Source organism: Bradyrhizobium sp. INPA03-11B, assembly GCF_040446015.1.
GTDB lineage: Bacteria > Pseudomonadota > Alphaproteobacteria > Rhizobiales > Xanthobacteraceae > Bradyrhizobium > Bradyrhizobium macuxiense_A.
In genome coordinates, this window is the sequence record NZ_JASGSR010000065.1 from 22,490 (window position 1) to 46,594 (window position 24,105).

Consider the following 24,105-nt stretch of genomic DNA (forward strand, 5'->3'; position numbering starts at 1 on the left):
AGGTTGCGCGATTGGCAATACCGCGGGAGCGCCGAACGACGGGTATCCCGTCGACATGACACGTCCCGCGGGGGCTTGTCCGACCGGTTCGGCTACGTCACAATTGATTAACATCCCTGTCAGAAGGGCCGCCGAGCATCCGCTCGGAATGCGTCTGCCGACGTAACCGCAATAGCAGGCTGGATGGTGGACCCCGATAGCGAACGGAAGTTCGTGACAATTCTCCGCGCGGATGTCGTTCAGTCGACGGGTCTCATTGCCGAGCTCGAACCTGAGCAAGCGGTATCACGCCTCGAGCCTGCATTGGCGGCGATGCGCGCTGCCGTGCGTCAGTTCGGCGGTATTGTCAGTAAGGAACTGGGCGACGGCCTGGCAGCCGTCTTCGGTGCGCCGATCGCCGACGACAACCACGCACCGTTGGCCTGCCACGCGGCGATCGAGCTGGTCCGGCGGGTAGAGAGCCTCGGTGATCCGAACCTGCAGGTCCGCGTCGGACTCCATTCCGGTCTCGTCGTCACGTATGTGGTCGCCAGCGAATTCTCCAAGGTCTACGAGATCGGTGGTGCGGCGCAACATCTTGCCGCCAGACTGGAGTCGGTTGCGGAAGCCGGTCAGATCTACGCGTCGGAAGCCTGCCAAAAGCTCTGCGAAGGACACGTGCGCTTCGAGTTCTTGGGAACGCGGGCCCTCCGGGGCTTCGCGGACCCGACCCCGGTGTATCGGGTTGTCGGAGCAAGCGATCTGTCGAGCTGGCGTGTGCGCAAGGCACGCAATGTTTCCCGGTTCGTGGGGCGCCTGCGGGAGACTGAATTTCTTAAGGACATTGCCGAGGCCGCGAGGAACAATGGCCGAACCGTTTGTCTGAGCGGCGATCCCGGCATCGGGAAATCGCGTCTGGTCCACGAGCTTGTTCAGGAGCTCGAGGGCGAAGGTTGGAAGATTGTCGAGGCCGAATGCAGTCCCAATTTGCAGGGTTCGCCATTTGCGGCGCTCAAGCGACTGTTACTGTCCGTCCTCGGCCCTTCGCACGGCAGTTACGAGCACGGCAACGGCGGCGATTTGCGGTCGGGATTGCCCGCGGTCATGCGAACGGCGATCGATGCCGTCCTCGACCTGCCGATCGCGGACGTACACTGGGAGCGGCTGGAGCCTCATTTGCGCGGGCGAGCGATCTGCGATGCCACCTGCGCGCTGATCGAGAAACTCGCATGGCAGAAGCCCACGGTGCTGCTGATCGAGGACGTCCACTGGGTCGACCGCGCCAGCGATGCCGCGATGGCCGCCCTGGCGTCGCTGCGCGTCCGAAATCTGCTGATTATCATCACCAGCCGGACCAATGGCCTCCCGGATTGGGTTGATCGAGGCTCCGCCGAGCGGGTCGTTCTGCGGCCCCTCGAGGAGGGGGCAGGATTGGCCATGCTCGACGCAATTCTGGGAATCTCGGCCACGACGCTTGATCTGAAGAGCCGGATCATGCGTCACACCGCCAATGTCCCATTGTTCATCGAAGAAGTCTGTCGCGGCCTCAAGGAGGCCGAGGTTCTCCAGGGGCAATGGGGTGCGCTGGTCCTCGCACAACCGATCAACGAACTGGGAATTCCTGCCAATATCCAGGGGGTGATCGCGTCGCGTCTTGATCGATTGTCGAGAGAGGAGCATTCGCTCATGCAGACCGCGGCCGCGCTCGGTCCGCGCTCGACGTTGAGTACGCTCCGCGACGCTGCCGAACTTCCCGATGCCTTGTTGCAGAGCTGTCTCGCCACGCTCGACGGGGCCGAACTGTTCGTCAGGGCTGGCGACGTTTCAGGGGAATCCTTCGAGTTTCGCCACGACATGGTACGCCAGGTCACCTACGACACGATGGTCCAGCGCACGCGCGAACGGATCCACACGCGCATCCTTTCGGTGCTGGAACGTGACGACAGCCTGCGAGAGGAGCCCGACAAGCTCTGCTACCATGCGACGCGCGCCAAGGATTGGCCGAAGGCCTTCACCTATGGGCGCGTCATCGCCAGGAAATGCGTCGGCCGCTCTGCATTTGCCGATGCGGCCACGCATTTCGAGATCGCGATGGATGCGCTCGACCGAACACCGATTTCCCATGAGCGAGAGGCCGAGGCCGTCGACCTGCGCATCGAGGCGCGTATGGCGTTCATGGGATCCGGCAGGGTTTCAGAATGGCTCGATCTCGGAAAGGAAGCCGAACGACGCTCTGATTCCATCGGCGATATCGGGCGCAAGGTGGCGGCGATGACGATCCGCTCGGCGGCGCAGAATTTCTACGGCGCGGCGGTCGACGCGGTCGCCACCGGCGAGCAGGTGGTTCATCTCGCGGAGGAATGGGGCAATGTCGGATGGCTCAATCTTGCCGAATATGGTCTTGGCCAAGCGTACCATCTGTGCGGCCGCTATCGCGAGGCCGAACAGGCGCTCGGACGTGCTTGCGCTCGATTGATGGGACCCGAGCCCAGCGCGCCGATCGGGACCACGCCAAAATATCTGCTGCTGGTATGCTGCATGATGAAAGCGATCGCGCACACGGCGCTCGGGGAATTCGAGTTGGCTGGTGCGTTTCAGCGGCGGGCGGATGAAATCGCCGATGAAAGCGGACGTCCGTTCGACCGTGTTGCGGCCGCCTATAGCGGCGGCAGCCTGATCCTGGCACGTCAGGATCCGGCGGCTGCGGCGATCTTGCTCGATGATGCGTTTGCACTGGCGCAGGAGCATGGTGTGCGAATTTTCGCTCCGGTCATCGGCAGCCAGCGCGGTATGGCCTACCTCGAGCAGGACCGGGTGGATGAGGCCTGCGCCATTCTATCGGAAGCACGCGAGACCGCGCGGGCGGTGGGCTACACCTCGACCGTCGTGCGCAGCTCGGCGTTTCTGGCCGTAGCTCTGAGCCGGAGAGGTGAATTGGCCGACGCACAGAGAATGGTCCGCGACGCCCGCAATACAGCCCGGCAGCAGGGGTTTCGCGGACTGGAGGCCGAGGCTCTGTATTACGAAGCCGTGATCGCGCCTGCGGCCAGTGAGGACGATCGGGCTCCACTCGTGCGCACCTTGCAGGCCTGCATCGCGCTTGCGACCGAATGCGAGGCCCATCCGTTGCGCGCGAAAGCAGAGGCGCTTTTCGACAAGATGTTTGCTTCGATGCGCAGCTGAGGCCGGACGGCTCGCTGTGTGAGGTCCTACACCTTGCACATCACACTTCGTTCTTGGGTACGTATTTGCCCATGATGCACTTATAGCTCTGCAAGCGCCAATCGTGATACGGCCCCTTGGCGAGCCAGTCGGCGATGCCGATTTGGGCACTCACGGCGCAGGCGCCCATGGTGATGCCGGATTGGTCGCTGTTGGTGACGACCTTTTCCATGCAGAGCTGAGCATTGCAGAGGATGGCGACGAGCGTAACGAGCATGATGGTGTTTATCCGTAGGATTAACCCGGTCTGAACCGAATCATGCACGGTTCATGCCATTATCAGCGACTTTGGTGTCACAGCCGGCAAGACCGGGATAGTACTGCTGAACGAATCACGCGCCCGCCAGCGCGTAGCCGCACGCCCGCAGATACGCTATAGTTGCTGCCCAACTACGACGTGAGATCGGGGCGAGTGAGGAACGTTGCGCGGTCGGGGGCTGCATCGATGATGACGTTACCTGAGTTGGCGGCAGGTGCTTTGGAGAAGTTTCTCGCCACCCATGTCAGCCGCACCTTCGGGGCCTCGCAGGCCCGCTTTGGCGAACTGCTGCCGGCTGCCGCGCGCATCGCGCTGGAATGCATCGGCAACAGCGATGCGCTCTACCACAATGTCGAGCACACGATGCTGGTCACGCTGGCCGGGCATGACATCATCCGCGGCCGCGCGCTGCACACCCATGTCACCGCGGAGGATTACACCCACACCATCATCGCCTGCCTGACGCACGACATCGGCTATGTGCGCGGCCTGCTGAAGGGCGATGGACCGGATGGATACGTCATCGATGCCTCAGGCAAGAAGGTCGTGCTGCCGCGCGGCTCGTCGGATGCCGGCCTGATGCCGTATCACGTCGACCGTTCGAAGCTCTATGTGCTGGACCGGCTCGAGGCCGTACTGCCGCTCGATCGCGAGCGCGTCGCGCGCAACATCGAGGGCACGCGGTTTCCATCGCCCGAAGGCCAGCAATATGACGACGAGGCGGCGATCGTGCGGGCGGCGGATTTCATCGGGCAACTCGGCGATCCCAACTACATCAGGAAAGCCAACGCGCTCTATCATGAGTTCGAGGAGGTCGGCATCAACCGCCAGCTCGGCTATGAATCGCCGGCCGATATCGTCGACCGCTATCCGCAGTTCTACTGGAACATGGTTGCGCCGCACATCCAGGGCGCCATCAACTGCCTGAACATGACGGCAAGCGGCCGCCAGTGGATTGCGAACCTCTACAGCAATGTGTTCCGTGCGGAGCGCGAGGTCACTCTGTCCGGCCCGCAAATCTGACGCAAGGCGCGAGGGCCGCGGCCTTTCAGCACGGCTTGCCCTGCGTTCCCCGGTCGATTGCGGGGCTTCCACATTTAGGCCTGCTTCCTCGTTGCACAGTCGGCGGAAATCGGCGACCTTGCGCCATGGACCTCGCATTCGACCGTGTCTTCGACCGTTTCAGCATGATCTCCCGTTTCGCTCATTTGATTGCGGCTGCCGTCGTCTGCTGGCCCGCGCTCGCGGTTGCCGCGGGCCCGGTCTACGACGTCGACCTATATGCGCTGATGTCCGGCACCTGCCGCAATGTCACCGTTGCGGGCCGCAGCTATAGCTGCAAGGCGGTCGCCTATTTCCACACCCTGCGCGGCCGTTCCGAATTCACCGTGGTGCTCGACGATCCCGCCGACAAGAGCCACATCGTCTCGTTCTCCGGCGAGAGCACCGAGCGCACCCAGGACAATCTGTTCGAGCTTGCGGTCGACCGCATGTTGCTGAAGTCGAGCGACCGGCCGCGGGTCGACGGACTGCCGGTGCCGCTGGTCGAGATGTCGACAGGCTCCTGCCGCCAGGTCGGAAGCTTCGTCACGCGGCAGGTGTCGACCATCACTTGCGCTGCCACCGACCAGAACGGCAGGAAGTACGATCTCAGCTTCGAGTCGGATGGCTCGCCGATGACCCTGCGCCGGTTGCGGCAATCGACGCTGCCGTCGGAGCGGCAGCGGGCGCGCCAGATCGCGCAGCTCGAATGCCGGCTCAAGGCGCGTGCCGCGCAGGTCCTGCCGCGGGACACGACGGCCTTCATGATCCGCTGTCTGGGTGAAGACGACGGCAAGCCGGCCGGCGAACAGCGATAACCGGGCCAGCGCGGTCCGCACCAAGCTGGAGGAGCACGCGATGCGCTTGAAACTCACCTTGCTCGCCGCCATCGGGATCGGCATCGCCGGGCCCGCCGCCGCGCAAATGTACGATCCGAATTATCCGGTGTGCATGGAAGTCTATGGCGGCCGGCTGACGCCCGAATACATCGATTGCAGCTTCACGTCGCTCCCGCAATGCCAGGCAACGGCCTCGGGACGATCGGCGACATGCTCGGTCAATCCTTTCTACAAGGGCCCGAGAACGCAGCCCAGGGAGCGGGGCAAGCGACACCGCCAACCGGCCAACTAGCGCGTCGCCGCATCGTCAGCGTGTGATGGTCCGCATGGCCGTCGCGCCGCCCCTGATGTTGACTAACTCCGGCAGTTGTGAGGAACCTCCTGCCACGACAAGGAGGGACCGATGCGCCTGAAACTGTTCGCGATCGCCGCAGCAGCGGTCGCCCTGGCCGGACCTGCCGCCGGGCAGGCCTACGATCCGAACTATCCGGTGTGCATGCATGTTTATGAGGGCCGGCAGGGCGGAAACTACATCAATTGCAGCTTCACCTCGATCCCGCAGTGCCAGGCCACCGCCTCGGGCCGGAGCGCGATCTGCTCGGAGAATCCCTTTTTCGCGCCGCCGCCGCCCCCGACGCGCCGGGCGCACCGCGGACGGCATCACGCGCGCTGACGCGGGGCTGCCCCGCACGTCGAACACCAGCTGCAAGGCCCGCGCCTCGGGGAAGCTGCACCCAACCGCCATCGCGGGCCGCGGCGCCGTATCAGGCAGACATTAACGAATCCTCACGATAATGCGGGTTCCCTTGGTTGACGGCCGCGTTCGGCAAGATCGACACACGCCTCGAATTCGGCGACAACTAACGCGATAGTTACATATTTCATTGCTGGATTCGTCTCGACGGGACGCATGCACCCTCGCCAGGATCGGCCTGGTCGGCAGCAATCAGATCGCGTCAAGACTTGCGAAGGAAATCCATGACTGCAAGCTGGGTCAATTCCCTGGTCGACAGCGGCATCAAGTCCGACATGCTCAACTTTGCTGCGGACGGGGTTTTCACTTACGCCGAAGCCTATAACTTGCTGGCCGATGTCGCCAATCGCGGCAGCGTGACCGCCAATGAGCTGAACTCGCTGCAAGTGATCGCGGCCAATCTGAACAGCGGTCTTTCCACGTCGGACTATGTCTCCCATCTTTTCCTCCAGCTCGTTGACGGCAATCCGGCGAATGCCACCTGGACCGGGGGCAGTACGGTACATGTCACGCTAGGCAATCTGCAGGTCGGCACGACGTCGGCGCAGATGTCCGAGCTGATCGGAAAGTGGTTCTTGGGAACCGATCTTCCGGATCCGACCTTGCCGCCGGATGCGAACGGCTGGACATTGCAGGGCTACAGCACGGTTGTCGGGCCGTTGTATTCTTCGGCGGGCGCAGCCACCGTCAACGACATCTGTCAGGGAGCAGACGGCGATTGTGAGCTGATGTCGGGATTGATCGACGTCGTCGTCTTTCATCCTCAGGTCCTGAGTTCCATGTTCGTCGACAATGGAAACGGCACCTATGGCGTGCGCTTCTATGTCGGTGGGCAGGAGACATGGGAAACCGTCAACGACGTATTTCCGACGGTCAATGGGACCGAACTCGACTATGGCCACAACTACAATGAGCAGCCCACTGCAATGTGGGTTGCCTTGGTGGAGAAGGCTTACGCGCAGCTCAGCGCAACGGGGCAGATCGGGCACCCGGCGGTCAACAGCTACAACAACATCTCCGCGGATCCTCCGACCGATGTCTTGGAGAATCTGACCGACGCGACGAGCGTCAACTATTACATGAGCAGCGCGTCCAATTGGTATAGCAGCAAGTCTGTCTATATCGCGGCGCTCTCGAGCGGCGACGACGTCATCCTCGAGATTCCTTCAACGTCTCCGTACACGTATGACAGTGCCGGAAATATCCAGCTGGTCCCGGATCACGCTTTCGGAGTTGTCGGCTATGACAGCGCGACCGGCAATTTCATCGTTCGCAATCCATGGGGCAACAGCTATCCCGGCCAGAACTGGGATGTGCAATTCGAAGTATCGCTCACGCAGATCGCCAGCGAGGACGGCGACTTCGTCATCGACAATTCCGGTGCCGTCGATGTCGCGCCGACGGTGGTCGCGTCCAACATAACCGGCCGCGTGCAAACCTCGCTTGCAGCATCGTCCATGTTCTATGTGACGAGCGGTACACTGCCCGTAGTCGAGTATGCGCTTTGGGACTCCACCGGAAACGGCCACTTCACCGTGGGCGGAGTGGCGCAGGCGAACGGGGTCGAGATCGACGTCGCGGGCTCACAGTGGTCCAACATTGCCTATCAGTTCGGTCCCGCGAGCGACCAGCTGTGGGTGCGGGCGTTCAATGGCGTATTCTGGAGCACCTGGGCCGAATTTACGGCGGTCCCGGAAGGGCCCACGGTGACGGTCGCAAACATGACGGCATCGCACGGCCAGAGCTTTGCCGCGTCGTCGCTGTTCACCTATTACGACCCGTTCGGTCTCGCAGCCACTGAATACGACGTCTGGAACGCCGGCACCGGCGGCGGCCACTTCGTTCTGAACGGTGTGGCGCTTGCCGCCAATCAGGACAACTACATCACGGCCGCGCAGCTGTCGTCATTGACCTATCAGTCGGGCTCGGGCGCAGACACGCTCTGGATCCGGGCCAACGACTCGACGGTGTGGGGGCAGTGGTCGAACGCCTTTACCGTCACTGCTCCGGTTGACAGCGGTCCCGTCGCGACGGTGTCGAACATCGTCGCGGCTCACGGCCAGAGTTATGCGGCCACGTCGCTGTTCACCTATTACGACCCGTTCAGCAGTCCTGCGACGCTGTATGACGTCTGGGACCAGGGAACAGGTGGCGGACACTTCGTCCTGAACGGGGTGGCGCTGTCGGCCAACCAGGACAACTACATCACGCCCGCCCAGCTGGCGTCGCTGAGCTATCAATCCGGCTCCGGCGCCGACACGCTCTGGATCCGCGCCAATGACGGCACGGTGTGGGGGGCATGGTCGAGCGCTTTCACCGTCAGCGCTCCTGTCGACAGCGGGCCTGTTGAGACGGTGTCGAACATCGTCGCGCCTCACGGCCAGAGCTACGCGGCCTCGTCGCTGTTCACCTACAGCGACCCGTTTAACAGCCCCGCCGTCGAGTACGATGTCTGGGATAGCGGCACCGTCGGCGGGCACTTCGTTCTGAACGGAGTGGTGCTGCCGGCCGGTCAGGACAATTACATCACGGCAGCGCAGCTCGCCTCGCTCAGCTATCAATCCGGCTCCGGCGTCGACACGCTCTGGATCCGTGCCAATGACGGTACGGTGTGGGGGGCATGGTCGAGCGCCTTCACGGTCAACGCTCCGGTCGACAGCGGGCCTGTTGAGACGGTGTCGAACATCATCGCGCCTCACGGCCAGAGCTATGCGGCCTCGTCGCTGTTCACCTACAGCGATCCGTTCAACAGCCCCGCCGTCGAGTACGATGTCTGGGATAGCGGCACCGTCGGCGGGCACTTCGTTCTGAACGGGGTGGTGCTGTCGGCCGGTCAGGACAATTACATCACGGCAGCGCAGTTCGCCTCGCTCAGCTATCAATCCGGCTCCGGCGTCGACACGCTCTGGATCCGCGCCAATGACGGCACCGTCTGGGGGGCGTGGTCGAGCGCCTTCACCGTCAACGCTCCGGTCGATAGCGGCCCCGTAGAGACGGTGTCGAACATCATCGCGTCTCACGGCCAGAGCTTTGCGGCCTCGTCGCTGTTCACCTACAGCGATCCGTTCAACAGCGCTGCGACCCAATATGACGTCTGGAACGCGGGCACAGGCGGCGGGCACTTCGCTCTGAACGGAGTGGCGCTGTCGGCCAGCCAGGACAATTACGTCACGGCCGCGCAGCTCGCGTCGCTGAGCTATCAATCCGGCTCCGGCATCGACACGCTCTGGATCCGGGCCAATGACGGCACGGTGTGGGGGGCGTGGTCGAGCGCCTTCACCGTCAACGCTCCGGTTGACAGCGGCCCCGTCGAGACGGTGTCGAACGTTGTTGCAGCTCACGGTCAGAGCTTTGCGGCCTCGTCGCTGTTCACCTACAGCGATCCGTTCAACAGCGCTGCGACCCAATATGACGTCTGGGACACGGGCACAGGTGGCGGGCACTTCGTTCTCGGCGGCTGGCCGCTTGCGCCCAGCCAGGACAATTACGTCACGGCAGCCCAGTTGGCGTTGCTGACCTATCAATCCGGCTCGGGCTCGGACACGCTGTGGGTCCGCGCCAACGACGGCACCGTCTGGGGCGCATGGTCAAGTGCGTTCACCGTGACTGCGCCGGTCGACACGGGTCCCGTTCTGACCCCGACCCATTCGAGCACGCTGTCCGTTCAAGGCCAGACCTTCGCGGTGTCCTCGCTCTTCACCTATTCGGATCCGTTCGGCAGTGCCGCGACATCGTATGATGTCTGGAACAGTGGCGGCGGGAACGGCTACTTCACGCTGAACGGCGTTGCACTCGGAGCAAATCAGGACAACATCGTCTCGGCCTCGCAGCTCTCCCAGCTTGCCTATCACGTCGGATCGGACACCGACACGCTCTGGATCAAGGCCAGTGACGGCACCGCCTGGGGCGGCTGGTCCAGCGCCTTCACGATCAGCGATCCCTCGATCATTCCGGCCGGACAGACCCTCGAGCTTGCCTCAGCGAGCGCGGCTCACATCTCCTTTGCAACAGACTCCGGAACGCTCAAGCTCGACGACCCCGCCAGCTTCTCCGGCACCGTCGCCGGCATGACGGGAGCCGACGCGATCGATTTCGCCAATATCGATTTTGCGGCTGGGCAAACCGTGGGCTTTGCCGGCAACAGCGCGGGCGGATCGGTCACGGTCTCGGACGGCGTCCACGCCGCCGCCAGCATCGCCTTGCTCGGAAACTACATGGCATCCACCTTCGTCGCCGCGAGCGATGGACATGGCGGCACGGCCATCACGGTGCATCCCGATCAGGTCGCCACGCTCGCCCCGCCGCAACATGCGTGAGCGGGGCTGCGGCTGCAACCCGCCGCCTGCCTACGCAGGCGTGCCCATCGCATAGGGTTTCAGCACCGCATAAAGGAAATCGTGCGTCGGGGTCGGCACGCCGAGCTTGCGGCCGAGCTCGACCACCTTGCCGTTCAGCCAGGGCAGTTCGAGCCGGTTGCCGCGCTCGAGATCGAGCGCCATCGACGCCTTCATCGCCGGCGGCGCGTGTCCGATGAAGTCGAGCACCTTCGCAAGCGGGTCCGGCGGCAGCTTGATGCCGCTGGCGTTGGCGATGGCGATGATCTCTTCGCAAGCCGATACAAAGAGCGGGCGCAGATCGGGATCGTCGCGCAGCCTGCCGATCGGCTGGCGCGTGACCGCGGTCATGCCGGCATTGGTGGCGAGACCTACGAACTTCATCCAGAGCTCGGTGTTGATCTGCTCGCTCAGCGTCGCATCGAACCCGGCCTTCAGGCAGAGCTCGAGCAGCGCCTTGCCGCGCGGCGTGATCCGGCCGTCGAGTTCGCCGAAGATCATGCGCATGAAGGTGCCGACCTGGTTGATCACGCCGGGCTTGATGATCGAGGCCGAGATCTGCGCCACGCCGCCCATCACGGCGTTGCGACCGAGGATCGGGATCAGCCGGTCGGGCGCGTCGATGCCGTTCTGCAGCGGGATCACCGCGGTATCGGGACCGACCATCGGCTTGATGTGCTCGCCGGCGCTTTCGACGTCCCACAGCTTGACGCAGAACAGCACGACATCGACCGGGCCGACGCGTGCGGGATCGTCGGTCGCCTGGGTCGGGACCAGATGGGTTTCGCCGCGGCCGCCCTGAACCTTCAGGCCCTCGCTCTGCATGGCGGCGAGGTGGGCGCCGCGCGCGATAAAGGTGACGTCGGCCCCGGCATGCGCGAGAGCCGCACCAAAGCCGCCCCCGACACCCCCGGCGCCTACCACTGCGATCCGCATGATGATCTCCTTGTCCGTCGCTTTGGGCTGCAGCCTCGACGATGTTGTTGCAATGCGCAACCCGATTTGCCTGAAAACCGCGTGACCACGGCCTGCGGCATCTTCATGCGTTGAACTTGCCGATCCGAACCGGTAAGCCATCTCCGAAAATTTCGGGAGGAATCGTGGCGATGACGGAGCCGACGGCGGTCGCGCTTGACGGTGCGACGGTGGCGTTTCGGTTGGCGGATGGACGCGTCTATACCGCGGTCGAGCAGGCCAATCTTGCGGTCGATCATGGCGAGTTCGTCGCCATTGTCGGGCCGACCGGATGCGGAAAGTCGACGCTGCTCAACGTCACCGCGGGGCTGTTGAAGCCCGCCGCAGGAACGGCGCGGATCTTCGACAAGCCGCTCACCGGCCTCAACCGCGATGCCGGCTACCTGTTCCAGGCCGATGCCCTGTTCCCCTGGAAGACCGCGATCGACAATGTCGCGATCGGGCTCGAGATCCGGGGCACGCCGCGCACTGAGGCGCTCACGCGCGCGCAGAAATGGCTGACCTCGGTCGGGCTCGGCGCCTTCGCCGGACGTTATCCGCACATGCTGTCGGGCGGCCAGCGCAAGCGCGTGGCGCTGGCGCAGGTCCTGATCCGCGATCCGAAAATCCTCTTGATGGACGAGCCGTTCGGCCCGCTCGATGCCCAGACCCGGCAGATCATGGGCAACCTGCTGCTGGAATTGTGGACCGCCGACCGCAAGGCGGTGCTGTTCGTCACCCACGATCTCGAGGAGGCGATCGCGCTGGCCGACCGCGTCGTGATCATGTCGGCCGGCCCTTCCGCCCGCATCATCGGCGACTGGCGCATCACGCTGCCGCGGCCGCGCGACATCGCCGAGATCAGGATGGAGAAGGATTTCCATGCCCTGCACCGCGAGATCTGGGGCGTGCTGAAGGACGAGGTGATGAAGGGTTATGTTCAGTCGACGCAGGCGGGAGCCGCTTGATGTCGCGCGTCACATTGCTGGCCCTGCAGGTCCTGGTCGCGGTCGTCACGCTGGCGTTGTGGCAGGTCTTTTCCACCGTGCCTGTTTTCGGCAAGGTGCTGCTGCCGCCGTTCTTCTTTTCCAATCCGGTCGACGTCTTCAGCCAGATAGTGAAGTGGTTTTCGACCGGGGTGATCTGGAAGCATCTTGCGATCACGCTGTGGGAATCGATCCTCGCCTTTGTGATCGGCTCGGCCGGCGGCATCCTGGTCGGCTTCTGGTTCGCGCGGCAGCCGCGCGTTGCCGCAGTGTTCGATCCCTATGTGAAGATGGTCAACGCGCTGCCGCGCGTGGTGCTGGCGCCGATCTTCGCGCTGTGGTTCGGGCTCGGCGTCTGGTCCAAGGTCGCGCTCGGCGTGACGCTGGTGTTCTTCATCGTGTTCTTCAACGTCTATCAGGGCGTCAAGGAAGTGCCGACCACGGTGCTCGACAATGGCCGCATGCTCGGCATGAACGAGCGGCAGCTGATGCGCCACGTCTACTGGCCGTCGGCGCTGTCCTGGATGTTCTCCTCGCTGCACACCTCGGTCGGCTTTGCTGTGGTCGGCGCCGTGGTTGGCGAATATCTGGGATCCGCGGCCGGCCTTGGCTATCTGATTCAGCAGGCTGAAGGCGTGTTCGACGTCGCCGGCGTGTTCGCCGGCATGTTCGTGCTGTCGGCGTTCGTGATCCTGATCGACATGGGCGTGACGATGGTGGAGAAGCGGCTCTTGGTGTGGCGGCCGACCGCGGCGGCGCGGGACTAGCCGGCTTCGTATGATGACGAGGCAGTCCATCGCGCGAACAACGCCCGCCATGAGAACCGGCACAAGACCACGAGGCCGAGCACCACGGCTGCGCCCGCGACGACGTCGATGAAGTAGTGGCCGCCCATGTTCGGCGTTGCGGCGATCATCAGCAGGTTCAGGACAAGGAAGGCGGGGAACAGCAACTTCACGCCTCGGCTGGCGTAGATCAGGATAACCGCCAGCGCCGTATGGAACGATGGAAAGCTGATCAGGCCCTTGACGTCGGCCAGCGCGATCTGGCTCATCTGGCCAGCGCGAAGGGCGTCGAAATCAGCCAGGACGGATGCGTCGTCGGCGTCGACGCGCGCCACGACGTCGAAATAGACCCAGGCGTTGGCGGCGGGCATGATCCACGCGATCGGGATGATGACGACGAGCGACATCACGAACAGCCAGACGAACTCCCGCATCCGTTCGAACCGGCCAGTTGCACTCAGCAGGATCAGCAGGACTGCGACCTGAGCCATGCAGCTATTGTAGGCAAGGGCGAGAACACGTTTGACCGCAGGATGGGTCTCGACCCAGTCGAAATAGGTCAGCCAGTTCAGATGCAGCGCGGCGTCGATCGCGGCGAACTGGCGATCGGCGAGCGGGAAATTCGAGGTGACAGTCAGATAGCTGAGGACAGCGCCGACGGCGGTAAAGGCGATGAGTTGGGCGCATGCGACCGCCAGCTCGGCAATGCGTCGATCCGGCCTGACCTTGATGTAGAGGAACGCGAGCAACGCAACCGCGCAGAATACGATCGCCTTCACGGGATCGAGCGTGACCGACATCCCGGCCGCGCGCAGCCAGACGAGGTCGATCACGGCGATGATGGCGATGACAAGCCACAAGGCTCGTGTCTCGATGACTTGATTGGTCATTCGTTCTCATCCCGTTCCGCGGAAGCTAAATCGCACCGGCGCCGTAAAGTTGCATACCCTCAATTGCTAAAAAAGTAGGGAACGCCGGGCGCGCTGCGTTCCGCTTCTCGTAGCCATGATCAGCCTTCGGTGCGGGGACGGTCGGATGAGAGACAGCCGGGAGATGGTAGTGGCTTACTACTGCGCGAATGCCCACGCGAGCGCGGAAGCCGCAGACCATTATTTGCGGTTGGCTGCTGCCGTCGCCTCCATCAGCCCGCGGATCTTCTCAGTCACCTCGGGGTCGATCGGATTGTAGACGATCATGCTGAGGTCGGACCGGCCATCGACGGCGAAGGCCGAATATTCGAACTTGACCGGGCCCAGGATCGGGTGCCGGAGCTGCTTGACGCCCTCGCCGTGGGCGCGCACGTCGTTGTCGCGCCACAGCGCCGCGAATTCCGGGCTCAGCCGGCAGAGTTCGTCGACGAAGGGTTGCACCTCCGCAGCGGCGCCAGCGCGCATCGCGTCGACCCTAAAGGCGCCGACGACGAAGCGCGCCACGCTGGCCCAGTCGTGTTGCGCGGCGCGGACGCGCGGGTCGAGGAACATGAAGCGCAGCACGTTGCGCTCGCGCGGCGGCAGCGATCCGTAATCCGTCAGCATCACGGTCGCCGCCCGGTTCCAGGCGACGATGTCCCAGGTCGCGGTTCTGACCACCGCGGGGCGCGGCTCCAGCGCATCGAGCACGCGTTGCAGTCGCGGCGTCACGCCTTCATTCTTCTGGTAGCGCACCTCGGGCGTGCGGCCGAGGCCGAGCAGGAACAGGTGCTCGCGTTCGACATCGGTCAGCATCAGCGCGCGCGCGATGCGGTCGAGCACGTCGGCCGACGGCGCGCCGCCGCGGCCCTGTTCGAGCCAGGTGTACCAGGTCGCCGAGATGTTGGCGCGTTGCGCCACTTCCTCGCGGCGCAGGCCCGGCGTGCGCCGCCGCTCCGGCGGAAAGCCGAACGTCGCCGGATCGAGCTTGCTGCGACGGTCCTTCAGGTAGGCGCCGAGCAGGTTCTCATGCGCGACCGGTTCGCTCATCCTGTTAGCCATTATACCATGATAAGGTCACTACTTTACCAGGATAGCGCGGCGGCCCAGATTTGTCTTCAGCAAAACCTGGAGACTTGCTGATGCGCGTGTTCGTCACTGGAGCCACCGGTTGGGTCGGCTCGGCCGTTACCGTTGATCTGATTGCCGCCGGCCACAAGGTGCTCGGCATGACCCGTTCCGACAAGGGCGCGGAAGCGCTCGCCGCCGCCGGCGCCGAGGTGCACTACGGAACGCTGGACGATCTCGACAGCCTGCGCAGCGGCGCCGCGCAGGCGGATGCGGTGATCCACTGCGCCTTCAACCATGACTTTTCGAAGTTCGCCCAGAACTCCGAGGATGACCGGCGCGCCATCGAGACGTTCGGCGCCGTGCTCGCAGGATCAAACCGGCCGCTGATCACCACGTCGGGCGTTGCAACCATGGCGCAGGGCCGCGTCGCCACCGAGGAGGACGCGCCGCATCCGCCTTCGCCCGCTTTGCCGCGCATGACCGAAGCGGCCACTTCAGCGGTGGCGGCGCGCGGTGTACGCGCCGGCGTGGTCCGGCTTGCGCCGTCGGTGCACGGCCATGGCGATCACGGCTTCGTGCCGCGCCTCATCACCATCGCGCGTGAGAAGGGCGTCTCCGCCTATGTCGGCGAAGGACTCAATCGCTGGCCGGGCGTACACCGGCTCGATGCGGCCCGCCTCTATCGTCTCGCGCTCGAGCGCGGCGTCGAAGGCGGCCCCTTCCATGCCATCGCCGACGAGGGCGTGCCGTTCAGGGCGATCGCCGAGGTGATTGCGCGACGTCTGAATATTCCGCTGGTGTCGAAGTCGCCGGAGGAGGCGCTCGCGCATTTCGGCTTCCTCGGTAGGTTTGCCGGCGCCGACGTGCCGGCTTCGAGCGCGCGGACGCGGTCGCGGCTCGACTGGCAGCCGCAGCAGCCCGGGCTGCTCGCCGACATCGATCACCCCGCTTATTTCGCGTAAGGCGCGGCGGAGAACGGGCCATGACAGACGCCATGATGTCGCTCAAGGGCAAGCGCGTGATCGCAATCGGAGGATCGTCAGGGATCGGCTTTGCCGTCGCGGCGCTGGCGCGGGAGCTGGGCGCTGACGTGGTGATTGCCTCCAGCAATGCGGCCAATGTCGATGCCGCGGTCGCGCGGTTGCCGGGATCCTCGGGCCGCACCGTCGATCTGCGCGACGAAGCCGGCGTGTCGCGCTTCTTCGAACAGGTCGGCGGCTTCGATCACCTCGCGATCACCGCAGGCGATCAGGGCCTCCCGGCATTCGGCGCGGTGCGCGATCTCGATCTTGGCGTCGCGCGCGAGGCGCTGACCCTCCGCTTCTGGGGCTCGCTCGCGGCGGTCAAGCATGGCAGCCGCGCGATCGCGCCGAACGGATCGATCACGCTGACCGGCGGCCTGCTGGCGCATCGCCCGCAAAAGGGCATGCCGTTCGTGACCGCGGCTGCGGGCGCGATGGAGAGCCTCGCCCGCGGCCTTGCCGTCGATCTCGCGCCGGTCCGCGTCAATGCGGTGTGCCCAGGACTCATCCTCACTGAGCGCGTCAGGCAGATGCCGGAAGAGCGCGTGCGCGGCTATGTGGCAGGCTTGCCATTGCCGCGCGCCGCATCGCCGGAGGAGGCGGCCACCGCCTATGTCTATCTGATGCTGAACAGCTACGTCACCGGGCAGACGCTTGCGGTGGACGGCGGCGGTTTGTTGGTGTGAGCAGCGCGCTCAGAGCGGGAAGCACCGCATGTAGGCCGCGAACAGCTTCTCATCGCTGACGATCACCAGCTCCGAGGCAATCGCGTCGGCAAGGTCGAGGTCGCGATTCTGCACGCGCAGCCATGCCTGGGTGTCCGCGGTGATGCTCAGCGCCGGCTCTCCGACATGACGCCCCGGCACCACCTGCAAATCCCGGCCCTTGATCGCGACCGTCATGTCCAGCGCGCTCGCCCCGGTGAAACGCAGATGCGTGACGAAATCCAGGCCGCGCGCCCGGCCGCGCTGAAATCCGAGCGACAGCGAGAAAATGTAGGCCTGGATGCTGCCGGTATGCCGGCCGGATGTGACGTGCTGCATCTTCTTGTGCGGAAAGCGCCGCGTCACCGTGTCCTCGGCGTCGGTATCCGGGAGCACGTAGACGAACTCGTCCTTGTCGATCAGCGGCTGCACCACCTCAGCAAAATGTGCGTCGCGATCGCTCAGAAAGGGCCCGATCACGTCTTCGCCGGCCGGACAGGCCGAGATGCAGTAGGCCGCCTTGTAGCCCGGCTTGAACGACAGCGATTGCCAGACGTTCAGCGTCTCGGTGCGGGGCACGCGGGCGCGATAATCCCTGGCGTCCTTTGCATCCGCGACCTTCTCGACCCACTGCGTGAAGTTGCCGAGAAAGTCGTGATAATTGTGGGTGTGGCAGGACAGGAAATCGAAGCCACCGTCCGGCTTGATGGCGCCGACCGGGCAGGCGGCGACGCACAATTTGCATTCCAGGCAGGGATTGTAGTCGATCGGATGGTCGTGGGCGTCCACCTCGCAGCCGAGCAGGACGGTGCCGAGCAGGACGAAGCTGCCGAACTTCGGGTGGATCACGCTGCGATGGATGCCCATCCGGCCGAGGCCGGCTTCGACCGCGATCGGCTTGTGCTGCACCATCATGATCCTCGGCAGGTCCATCTCCATCGGGAAGGCGGCGACTGAGTTGCAGGCCGGGATGCCGTGCTCGTCGAGCGCGCGAACGATGGCGCGGGCGGTCTCGTTGACGTGGTCGTAGGTGCCGTGGAATTCCTCGTTGGCGACGGAGCGCGATGGCGAGCGCACCGGCTCGCGGTTCATGTGGCAGGCGATCGCGAGCAGGGAACGCGTCCGGCCATAGACTTTGCGAATGAAGTCGCGCTGCGGCGCGATCGCGGCGCGGTCGAGCTCGATGATGCCGACATCGTCGGCGCCGCACTCCCGCGCGATCCGCTTGAGCAGCTTCGATGACATCGGGGACGTCGTGGACGTGCTGCTGCTGCGCGCCCGCACGGCCCTGACCGTGGGATGATCGTCCAGGCTCATCGTCCTGTACTCCATAAAATGTCGATCGTAATATTATGGAGTGAGCCGATGCGACGCAAGTAAATTATCTGCCGGTCATCATGTAATGGAACCGCTGGTAGTGCGTTTAGGGGACCCTGTGGTCGCACACGCCATCGTCATTGCGAGGAGCGAAGCGACGAAGCAATCCATCGTCCGCCTGTGCCAAGAGATGGATTGCTTCGCTTCGCTCGCAATGACGGTAGAAAGACCGCCGTTATCAATCCAGCAGCTTGGTATCATCAGGCGCCTGCGGTGGCGTCTTGATAGCGATCGCCTTGATGGCGCGGCCGTTCGGCTTGGTGCCGCCATGCGGCGTGCCCTTCGGGATCACGATCAGGTCGCCCGGCTTCACCGTCACTTCCTTGTCGCCGAGCCACACCGTGCCGGTGCCCTCGAGGATGAACTGCATCTCGTTGGTGTTGGGATGCATGTGCTTCGGCACGTTGCCGTCCTGGATCGAGACGGTGGCGCCGTCGGCGGCGACGAACGTCTTGGAGCGGAAGCCGACCTTATTCGCGTCGCCGAGCCTGTCGCCCTCCATCTCGCCGGTGTGGATGACCTGCGCGGTGATGCTCTCGGCCGCGAGCGCCGGCCGCAGCAAATGGGTGGCGCCGCAGCCGGCCGCAAAGGCGGCAGCGAGCGACAGCGCGGTTGCAATCCGATTCATGAAGACCTCCCTTGATGTTTGCTTTGAAGTATTCTTGGCGCTTCTTCGGCTTTTTCCAGTATTCGCGATGCTATGCCGTGGCCGCAGGCTTGACCAGATACCGGAAAGTCGCCTTCTCAAGGCGGGCCTGCTCCTCTATCTTGCCGGCCAGTCGAACGGAGGACGTCATGAACAAATGGCTTGGCAAGCTTGCCGGAACGCTGCTGGCGCTGACCCTGTCCACGGGCCTTGCCGCGGCGCAAAGCAAGATCACCATCGCGGTCGGGGGCGGTGCCTGCCTGTGCTATCTGCCCACCGTGCTGGCCAAGCAGCTCGGCGAATATGACAAGGCCGGGCTTGCGGTCGAGCTGGTCGATCTCAAGGGCGGCTCGGACGCGCTCAAGGCCGTGCTCGGCGGCAGCGCCGACGTCGTCTCCGGCTATTTCGACCATTGCGTCAATATCGCCGCCAAGAAGCAGGAGATGCAGGCCTTCGTGGTCTATGACCGCTATCCCGGCCTGGTGCTGGTGGTCTCGCCGAAGCACACCGGCGAGATCAACTCGGTCAAGGATCTCGCCGGCAAGAAGGTCGGCGTCAGCGCGCCGGGCTCCTCGACCGATTTTTTCCTGAAGTATCTCTTGAAGAAGAACGGCCTCGATCCGGCCGGCACTGCCGTGATCGGCGTCGGCCTCGGCGCCACCGCGGTGGCCGCGATGGAGCAGGGCCAGATCGATGCCGCGGTCATGCTCGATCCGTCCGTCACCGTGCTGCAGGGCAGCCACAAGGACCTCAAGATCCTCAGCGACACCCGCACCCAGCACGACACGCTGGCGGTGTTCGGCGGCGAGTATCCGGGCGGCGCGCTCTATTCGACCACCGCCTGGGTCAACGGCCACGAGAAGGAGGTGCAGGCGCTGACCAATGCGATCATGGCGACGCTCGCCTGGATCCATTCGCATTCCGCCGAAGACATCATGGCCAAGATGCCGGAAGACCTCGTCGGCAAGAACAAGGAGCAATATCTGGCCGCGCTGAAGAACACGATCCCGATGTACTCGGAAACCGGCAAGATGGATCCCAAGGGAGCCGAAGCCGTGCTCGCGGTGTTCAGCGAGGGCTCGCCTGATGTCGCGAAGGCCGGCATCGACGTCACTAAGACCTACACCAACAAATTCGTCGATCAGGTCAAGAAGACGACCGGGAACGCAAAGTAAACGCGCACGGACGACATGGAGTCTCCACTCATTTGCCGCGTCACTGCGCTCGACCTCGCATTGGCGCGGCGTCCCTGGCCGTTCGCCGACCGGCGGCGCGCCGAGATCGACGCGTATTTCGCCGAACAGCAGCGGCTGAACCCGAATCTGTGGAACGGCCGCGTGCTGCTCGGGCGCGATCCGGTGTTTGCCGATGCGCGGCTCAGTGCGAGCTATTTCGAGACCGATTTCGCAAGCTTTCTGGCCTGGCGCGATTGGGGCTTTCCGGACAAGGAGGTCTTCAACGGCTTCGGCATGGGCGCGCTGCTCTCGAGCGACGGCGCCTTCGTGTGCGGGGTGATGGGCGAGCAGACCGCGAATGCCGGACGAATCTATTTTCCCTCCGGCACGCCCGATCTCGACGACATCAGGGGCGACACGGTGGACATCGCCGGCAGCGTGATGCGCGAGCTCGAGGAGGAGACCGGGCTCAAGCCGTCGGATTGCCGCGGCGACGCCGACTGGCACTGCATCTACACCGGGGTTGCGCTCGCGATGATGCAGATCCTGCGCGTCGACATGCCCGCTGACGCGCTGCGTGCAAAGATCGAGGCCAACCTTGCGCGACAGCAAAATCCCGAACTCGCCGGCATCCATCTGGTGCGCAGCCGCGCCGATCTCACCCCCGCCATGCCGCGCTTCGTCACCGCGTTCATCGAGACGCAGCTGCCGGAGTAGCTTGGGCCTCCGCTGCTGGCGGTAGGCCGAACATCGCGGGAGCACGTCCCAATCGACGCAAATGACCTGAGCCGGACGAACCGGATCGCGAGTTCGAATCTGTTCGCACGTCATTTCGGAATTTTTGCCACGATGCCGTTGGAACCGGGCGCCGTTTATCGCATTCATTTCTCAGTGGTAATTGTAGACTTGCCAGGCTTGTGATGCTGTACACGGCACCGATCGCAGTGCCGGGGGCGCCACACGTGATCGTCATCGGGAATGAGAAGGGTGGCTCAGGAAAGACGACGATCGCGATGCATCTGGCTGTCGCGCTTCTGAAGCAGGGTCAGCGGGTCGGCACCATCGATCTGGACAGCAATCAAAGGGCTCTAACGCGCTACGTCGAAAACCGGCGCATCTGGGCCAATCACCGGCGGATCAAACTGGAAATCCCTTTGCACCGTTACGTCCGGCGTGCGGAAGGCGCGAAGCTTGACGACAATGAGGCCGCCGAATTGGCGGCTTTCGGGGAGGCGGTCTCCAGCCCCAAGGGATCTCTCGATTTCCTGGTGATCGATACCCCTTCAACCGATACTTACCTGATGCGTCTTGCCCACCTCGTGGCGGATACGCTGCTAACGCCCGTCACCGACAGCTTTCTTGACCTCGGCACGCTGGCCTCAACCGATCCCATCACGCATGAAGTGACGGGAACCGGTCACTATGCGGAGTTGGTCTGCGACGCCCGCAGGCGACGCCTCCAATTCGACCGGAACCATACCGATTGGGTTGTCATCCACAACCGCTCATCGGCGCGCCGGCTGGTGCGGCGGAGTCTTGCCGAAGCAGGAACAAGGCTGGCGTTCAGGCATCTCGGCGGTTGTTCCGAGCGAAACGTGTATCGCCAGTTCTCCGCTTCCGGGCTCACCGTCCTCGATGCACTGGACGAAGCAATCCTCGGCGAGCGCCCGGATCGGTCGCACCGATTGGCTCAACAGGAGATGTGTCATCTCATCGAGCTGTTAAGGCTGCCGATCAGCGAGCGCGCACGCCGGAGGGCCGCGGCGCGCGAGGAGTGGTTTGTGTCGGCACATACGCCGCTTGATACCGGGGACCTGTTGGCTGATGAAATTGCCGATCCACTGCCGGAGTAACGGCGGATCATTCGGCCACTTCAACGACCATCTCGACTTCCACGGCGTTGTTGAAGGGAAGACCAGCCATCCCGACAGCAGATCGTGCGTGTTTGCCGGCTGCCTCGCCGAAGACCTGCACCATCAAGTCGGAGAATCCGTTCACGACTTTCGGCTGCTCGCCAAAGCCGTCGGCCGAATTGACCATCCCGAACACCTTGACCACGCGCTTGACGCGATCGAGGCTTCCAAGTGCGATGCGTACCTTCGCCAACATGATCAGGCCGACCTGGCGGGCCGTGTCATAACCTTCCTGCACGGTGAGGTCCTTGCCAACCTTGCCCTTGTACTTCCAGTCAGCAGCCGGGGTGTTTCCCGCGAGAAAGAGCAGATTGCCGACCCGGACCGCATCGACGTAGTTGGCGACCGGTGTCGGAACGGGCGGCAGCGTGATGTTCAACTCCTTCAGCCTGGCCTCGGCGGACGGTGAATTCTGCGCCACCGCACCCGACGAAGCGGCAATCCACGCTCCCAATCCAAGCACGCACGCACCCAACCACGAAATGAGTCTCGCTCTGCAAAGCATGTGAGTCATGTGTCGCCTCCAATGACAATTACTTCGCAGCCCTCAGGATAAGGCAGAAACAGCAAAGCTGCCTTCCGTAGTTCTCCGGTCTGAAAAGTCGTCGACACCGTTCCGCCGAAACTTTGCGCACACCTGCGCCGCGCGGACGCAGCCATCGCGCTTGACATCATCGGCCGCTCCCCCTGTGATAGGGCGGCACGATAATAAAAAATGCAGTGCACAATCTCCGGGGAGGGATGCATGCCGGTCAGGAGGGTCGCCCGCTGGCTCGCGGGTCTGGCTGTCGCCGTTGCGACGCTCGGCGTGGCCGCACCCGCGCAGGCGCAGGACAAGAAGATCAAGATCGGCGTGATCTTCGATTTGACCGGCCCGCTGGCCGGCGGCGGCTCCGAGCTGCAATATACCGGCGTCAAGATCATGCTCGATCATTATGCCAAGACCGGCGTCGAGGGGTACAAGGTCGAGGCGGTTTATGCCGACGCGCAGAGCAAGCCCGACATCGCCATCAACGAGGCCGTCCGCCTGCTCGAGCAGGAAAAGGTCGACATGGTGATGGGCTTCTTCTCCTCGGCGCAATGCGTGCCGGTGGCGGCCCGGGTCGACCAGATGAAGAAGTTCATGTGGATCACGACCTGTATCTCCTCGGGCGTGTTCGACGGCAAGAACTACAAATACGTGTTCCGTCCGCAGGCCGCCGGCAACCAGTACGGCATGATGACGACCGACTTCATCGCGCAATATTCGCTGTCCAAGTTCGGCAAGGAGCCGAAGGACCTGCGGGTCGCCATCATCCATGAGGACGGCGCCTACGGCGTCGACGTCGCCAAGGGCAACGAGGCCGGCGCGAAGAAAGCCGGCTTCAACATCGTGCTCAAGGAAGGCTATTCGGCGACCGCGCCCGATCTGTCGGCGCTGGTCACCAAGCTGAAGCGCGCCAAGCCGGACGTGATCTTCCATACCGGCTACAATCCGGACATTACCCTGCTGTTCCGCCAGGCCCGCGAGCAGGGGCTGAAGTTCGGCGCCATCGTCGGCCACGGCGCCGGCTATGGCGTCTACGAGAAGCTGAAGGAAGGTCTCGGTGCCGATGCCAACTATCTCTTCAACACCGACCCGATCTCGATCTGGCTCGCCAACCAGAAGACCATGGACCCGAAGCTGCCGCCGATCATCAAGATGGTCGGCGAAGAGTTCGACAAGCTCAAGCCCGGCGTGCCGATCCGCTCCGCCCATGTCGGCATCGGCGCGGCCAACGCCTATGTGTTCCTCGACGACGTGCTGCCGCGCGCGATCAAGAAATATGGCGGCGTCGATCCCGACGCGCTGCGCAAGGCCGCGCTCGACACCGACATTCCCGAGGGCGGCACCATGCTCGGCTACGGCGTGAAGTTCTACGGCGAGGGGGAGCAGTATGCCGGGCAGAACGCGCGCTCGTTCCCGGTGGTGCTGCAATATATCGACGACAAATCCTATGTGGTGTGGCCGAAGAGCCAGATGCAGCGCGAAACCGTGCTGCCGCTGCCGGCCGGCACCACCTACAGCTACAAATAGCTCAAGCCAGATGAGATCAGGTCGAACAGCAGCCGCGAAGGAACTGCGCTCCCTCTCCCGCTTGCGGGGGAGGGTTGGGG

General features: G+C 63.8%; 21 protein-coding genes. 14 read left to right on the forward strand and 7 right to left on the reverse strand.

Annotation, left to right across the window (positions count from 1 at the left end; all coding sequences use genetic code 11):
• The first annotated feature begins 183 nt into the window (after positions 1 to 183).
• Positions 184 to 3,162, forward strand: coding sequence for an AAA family ATPase (locus QMZ05_RS25045; RefSeq protein ID WP_353703171.1), 2,979 nt, complete (start codon positions 184 to 186; stop codon positions 3,160 to 3,162).
• Between the two features lie 40 nt (positions 3,163 to 3,202).
• Here the strand turns inward: QMZ05_RS25045 and QMZ05_RS25050 are convergent, their stop codons facing one another.
• Entirely contained in the window at positions 3,203 to 3,418 is a 216-nt protein-coding gene (locus QMZ05_RS25050) for a hypothetical protein (RefSeq protein ID WP_074131807.1), read from the reverse strand.
• Between the two features lie 228 nt (positions 3,419 to 3,646).
• Here QMZ05_RS25050 and QMZ05_RS25055 point away from each other — a divergent pair, with 228 nt between their 5' ends.
• From QMZ05_RS25055 to QMZ05_RS25075, 5 genes are all read left to right on the forward strand, one after another.
• Positions 3,647 to 4,483 (forward strand): metal-dependent phosphohydrolase, encoded by an 837-nt coding sequence (locus QMZ05_RS25055; RefSeq protein ID WP_146990510.1) that lies wholly within the window; start codon positions 3,647 to 3,649, stop codon positions 4,481 to 4,483.
• Between the two features lie 125 nt (positions 4,484 to 4,608).
• Positions 4,609 to 5,319, forward strand: coding sequence for a hypothetical protein (locus QMZ05_RS25060; protein WP_353703172.1), 711 nt, complete (start codon positions 4,609 to 4,611; stop codon positions 5,317 to 5,319).
• Between the two features lie 40 nt (positions 5,320 to 5,359).
• Positions 5,360 to 5,632, forward strand: coding sequence for a DUF3551 domain-containing protein (locus QMZ05_RS25065; RefSeq protein WP_353703173.1), 273 nt, complete (start codon positions 5,360 to 5,362; stop codon positions 5,630 to 5,632).
• A gap of 111 nt (positions 5,633 to 5,743) precedes the next feature.
• On the forward strand, positions 5,744 to 6,013 hold the full coding sequence (locus tag QMZ05_RS25070; RefSeq protein WP_353703174.1) for a DUF3551 domain-containing protein: 270 nt from the start codon (positions 5,744 to 5,746) through the stop codon (positions 6,011 to 6,013).
• 305 nt (positions 6,014 to 6,318) lie between these two features.
• Positions 6,319 to 10,410, forward strand: a complete 4,092-nt coding sequence (locus QMZ05_RS25075) for a C2 family cysteine protease (protein ID WP_353703175.1) — start codon at positions 6,319 to 6,321, stop codon at positions 10,408 to 10,410.
• A gap of 30 nt (positions 10,411 to 10,440) precedes the next feature.
• Here the strand turns inward: QMZ05_RS25075 and QMZ05_RS25080 are convergent, their stop codons facing one another.
• Positions 10,441 to 11,364: a 2-dehydropantoate 2-reductase gene (locus QMZ05_RS25080; protein ID WP_353703176.1), complete on the reverse strand. Its 924-nt coding sequence runs from the start codon at positions 11,362 to 11,364 to the stop codon at positions 10,441 to 10,443.
• A 170-nt stretch (positions 11,365 to 11,534) separates the two neighbouring features.
• Between QMZ05_RS25080 and QMZ05_RS25085 the strand changes: the two genes are divergently transcribed.
• Both QMZ05_RS25085 and QMZ05_RS25090 read left to right on the forward strand, forming a co-directional pair.
• The gene (locus QMZ05_RS25085) at positions 11,535 to 12,350 is read left to right on the forward strand and encodes an ABC transporter ATP-binding protein (protein WP_353703177.1); all 816 of its coding nucleotides are present in this window, start codon (positions 11,535 to 11,537) and stop codon (positions 12,348 to 12,350) included.
• Positions 12,350 to 13,135, forward strand: coding sequence for an ABC transporter permease (locus QMZ05_RS25090; protein ID WP_074131804.1), 786 nt, complete (start codon positions 12,350 to 12,352; stop codon positions 13,133 to 13,135). Before QMZ05_RS25085 ends, QMZ05_RS25090 begins: the two co-directional genes overlap by 1 nt.
• Here QMZ05_RS25090 and QMZ05_RS25095 read toward each other — a convergent pair.
• Together QMZ05_RS25095 and QMZ05_RS25100 are read right to left on the reverse strand one after the other, a co-directional pair.
• Complete coding sequence (locus QMZ05_RS25095; protein ID WP_353703178.1) at positions 13,132 to 14,043, reverse strand: phosphatase PAP2 family protein; 912 nt, start codon at positions 14,041 to 14,043, stop codon at positions 13,132 to 13,134. The two genes, QMZ05_RS25090 and QMZ05_RS25095, sit on opposite strands and share 4 nt — an antisense overlap.
• A gap of 219 nt (positions 14,044 to 14,262) precedes the next feature.
• Complete coding sequence (locus tag QMZ05_RS25100) at positions 14,263 to 15,111, reverse strand: helix-turn-helix transcriptional regulator (RefSeq protein ID WP_353703179.1); 849 nt, start codon at positions 15,109 to 15,111, stop codon at positions 14,263 to 14,265.
• 92 nt (positions 15,112 to 15,203) lie between these two features.
• On the opposite strand from QMZ05_RS25100, the gene QMZ05_RS25105 reads away from it, so the two are divergent.
• Both QMZ05_RS25105 and QMZ05_RS25110 read left to right on the forward strand, forming a co-directional pair.
• A complete protein-coding gene (locus tag QMZ05_RS25105) occupies positions 15,204 to 16,094 on the forward strand; it encodes an SDR family oxidoreductase (protein ID WP_353703180.1) in 891 nt (296 codons plus the stop codon).
• A gap of 20 nt (positions 16,095 to 16,114) precedes the next feature.
• Positions 16,115 to 16,840 carry an SDR family oxidoreductase gene (locus tag QMZ05_RS25110; RefSeq protein ID WP_353703181.1) on the forward strand — a complete coding sequence of 242 codons (726 nt, stop codon included), beginning with the start codon at positions 16,115 to 16,117 and terminating at the stop codon, positions 16,838 to 16,840.
• 9 nt (positions 16,841 to 16,849) lie between these two features.
• On the opposite strand, the gene QMZ05_RS25115 is transcribed toward QMZ05_RS25110, so the two are convergent.
• Positions 16,850 to 18,103, reverse strand: coding sequence for a 4Fe-4S binding protein (locus QMZ05_RS25115; protein WP_353703182.1), 1,254 nt, complete (start codon positions 18,101 to 18,103; stop codon positions 16,850 to 16,852).
• A gap of 310 nt (positions 18,104 to 18,413) precedes the next feature.
• Entirely contained in the window at positions 18,414 to 18,863 is a 450-nt protein-coding gene (locus QMZ05_RS25120; RefSeq protein WP_353703183.1) for a cupin domain-containing protein, read from the reverse strand.
• A gap of 167 nt (positions 18,864 to 19,030) precedes the next feature.
• Here QMZ05_RS25120 and QMZ05_RS25125 point away from each other — a divergent pair, with 167 nt between their 5' ends.
• From QMZ05_RS25125 to QMZ05_RS25135, 3 genes are all read left to right on the forward strand, one after another.
• Entirely contained in the window at positions 19,031 to 20,056 is a 1,026-nt protein-coding gene (locus QMZ05_RS25125) for an ABC transporter substrate-binding protein (RefSeq protein ID WP_353703184.1), read from the forward strand.
• A gap of 15 nt (positions 20,057 to 20,071) precedes the next feature.
• Positions 20,072 to 20,773 carry an NUDIX hydrolase gene (locus tag QMZ05_RS25130; RefSeq protein WP_353703185.1) on the forward strand — a complete coding sequence of 234 codons (702 nt, stop codon included), beginning with the start codon at positions 20,072 to 20,074 and terminating at the stop codon, positions 20,771 to 20,773.
• Between the two features lie 203 nt (positions 20,774 to 20,976).
• On the forward strand, positions 20,977 to 21,909 hold the full coding sequence (locus QMZ05_RS25135; RefSeq protein ID WP_353703186.1) for a division plane positioning ATPase MipZ: 933 nt from the start codon (positions 20,977 to 20,979) through the stop codon (positions 21,907 to 21,909).
• Positions 21,910 to 21,916: 7 nt separating this feature from the next.
• Here QMZ05_RS25135 and QMZ05_RS25140 read toward each other — a convergent pair whose 3' ends face one another.
• A complete protein-coding gene (locus tag QMZ05_RS25140; RefSeq protein ID WP_353703187.1) occupies positions 21,917 to 22,483 on the reverse strand; it encodes a RidA family protein in 567 nt (188 codons plus the stop codon).
• Between the two features lie 231 nt (positions 22,484 to 22,714).
• Between QMZ05_RS25140 and QMZ05_RS25145 the strand changes: the two genes are divergently transcribed.
• A complete protein-coding gene (locus QMZ05_RS25145; RefSeq protein WP_353703188.1) occupies positions 22,715 to 24,025 on the forward strand; it encodes an ABC transporter substrate-binding protein in 1,311 nt (436 codons plus the stop codon).
• The last annotated feature ends 80 nt before the right edge of the window (positions 24,026 to 24,105 follow it).

Bases quoted from the DNA above. Each gene is read 5' to 3' on its own strand.
- QMZ05_RS25045 (WP_353703171.1), top strand. From the start codon at position 184: ATGGTGGACCCCGATAGCGAACGGAAGTTCGTGACAATTCTCCGCGCG.
- QMZ05_RS25050 (WP_074131807.1), bottom strand. From the start codon at position 3,418: ATGCTCGTTACGCTCGTCGCCATCCTCTGCAATGCTCAGCTCTGCATG.
- QMZ05_RS25055 (WP_146990510.1), top strand. From the start codon at position 3,647: ATGATGACGTTACCTGAGTTGGCGGCAGGTGCTTTGGAGAAGTTTCTC.
- QMZ05_RS25060 (WP_353703172.1), top strand. From the start codon at position 4,609: ATGGACCTCGCATTCGACCGTGTCTTCGACCGTTTCAGCATGATCTCC.
- QMZ05_RS25065 (WP_353703173.1), top strand. From the start codon at position 5,360: ATGCGCTTGAAACTCACCTTGCTCGCCGCCATCGGGATCGGCATCGCC.
- QMZ05_RS25070 (WP_353703174.1), top strand. From the start codon at position 5,744: ATGCGCCTGAAACTGTTCGCGATCGCCGCAGCAGCGGTCGCCCTGGCC.
- QMZ05_RS25075 (WP_353703175.1), top strand. From the start codon at position 6,319: ATGACTGCAAGCTGGGTCAATTCCCTGGTCGACAGCGGCATCAAGTCC.
- QMZ05_RS25080 (WP_353703176.1), bottom strand. From the start codon at position 11,364: ATGCGGATCGCAGTGGTAGGCGCCGGGGGTGTCGGGGGCGGCTTTGGT.
- QMZ05_RS25085 (WP_353703177.1), top strand. From the start codon at position 11,535: ATGACGGAGCCGACGGCGGTCGCGCTTGACGGTGCGACGGTGGCGTTT.
- QMZ05_RS25090 (WP_074131804.1), top strand. From the start codon at position 12,350: ATGTCGCGCGTCACATTGCTGGCCCTGCAGGTCCTGGTCGCGGTCGTC.
- QMZ05_RS25095 (WP_353703178.1), bottom strand. From the start codon at position 14,043: ATGACCAATCAAGTCATCGAGACACGAGCCTTGTGGCTTGTCATCGCC.
- QMZ05_RS25100 (WP_353703179.1), bottom strand. From the start codon at position 15,111: ATGAGCGAACCGGTCGCGCATGAGAACCTGCTCGGCGCCTACCTGAAG.
- QMZ05_RS25105 (WP_353703180.1), top strand. From the start codon at position 15,204: ATGCGCGTGTTCGTCACTGGAGCCACCGGTTGGGTCGGCTCGGCCGTT.
- QMZ05_RS25110 (WP_353703181.1), top strand. From the start codon at position 16,115: ATGACAGACGCCATGATGTCGCTCAAGGGCAAGCGCGTGATCGCAATC.
- QMZ05_RS25115 (WP_353703182.1), bottom strand. From the start codon at position 18,103: ATGTCATCGAAGCTGCTCAAGCGGATCGCGCGGGAGTGCGGCGCCGAC.
- QMZ05_RS25120 (WP_353703183.1), bottom strand. From the start codon at position 18,863: ATGAATCGGATTGCAACCGCGCTGTCGCTCGCTGCCGCCTTTGCGGCC.
- QMZ05_RS25125 (WP_353703184.1), top strand. From the start codon at position 19,031: ATGAACAAATGGCTTGGCAAGCTTGCCGGAACGCTGCTGGCGCTGACC.
- QMZ05_RS25130 (WP_353703185.1), top strand. From the start codon at position 20,072: ATGGAGTCTCCACTCATTTGCCGCGTCACTGCGCTCGACCTCGCATTG.
- QMZ05_RS25135 (WP_353703186.1), top strand. From the start codon at position 20,977: ATGCTGTACACGGCACCGATCGCAGTGCCGGGGGCGCCACACGTGATC.
- QMZ05_RS25140 (WP_353703187.1), bottom strand. From the start codon at position 22,483: ATGACTCACATGCTTTGCAGAGCGAGACTCATTTCGTGGTTGGGTGCG.
- QMZ05_RS25145 (WP_353703188.1), top strand. From the start codon at position 22,715: ATGCCGGTCAGGAGGGTCGCCCGCTGGCTCGCGGGTCTGGCTGTCGCC.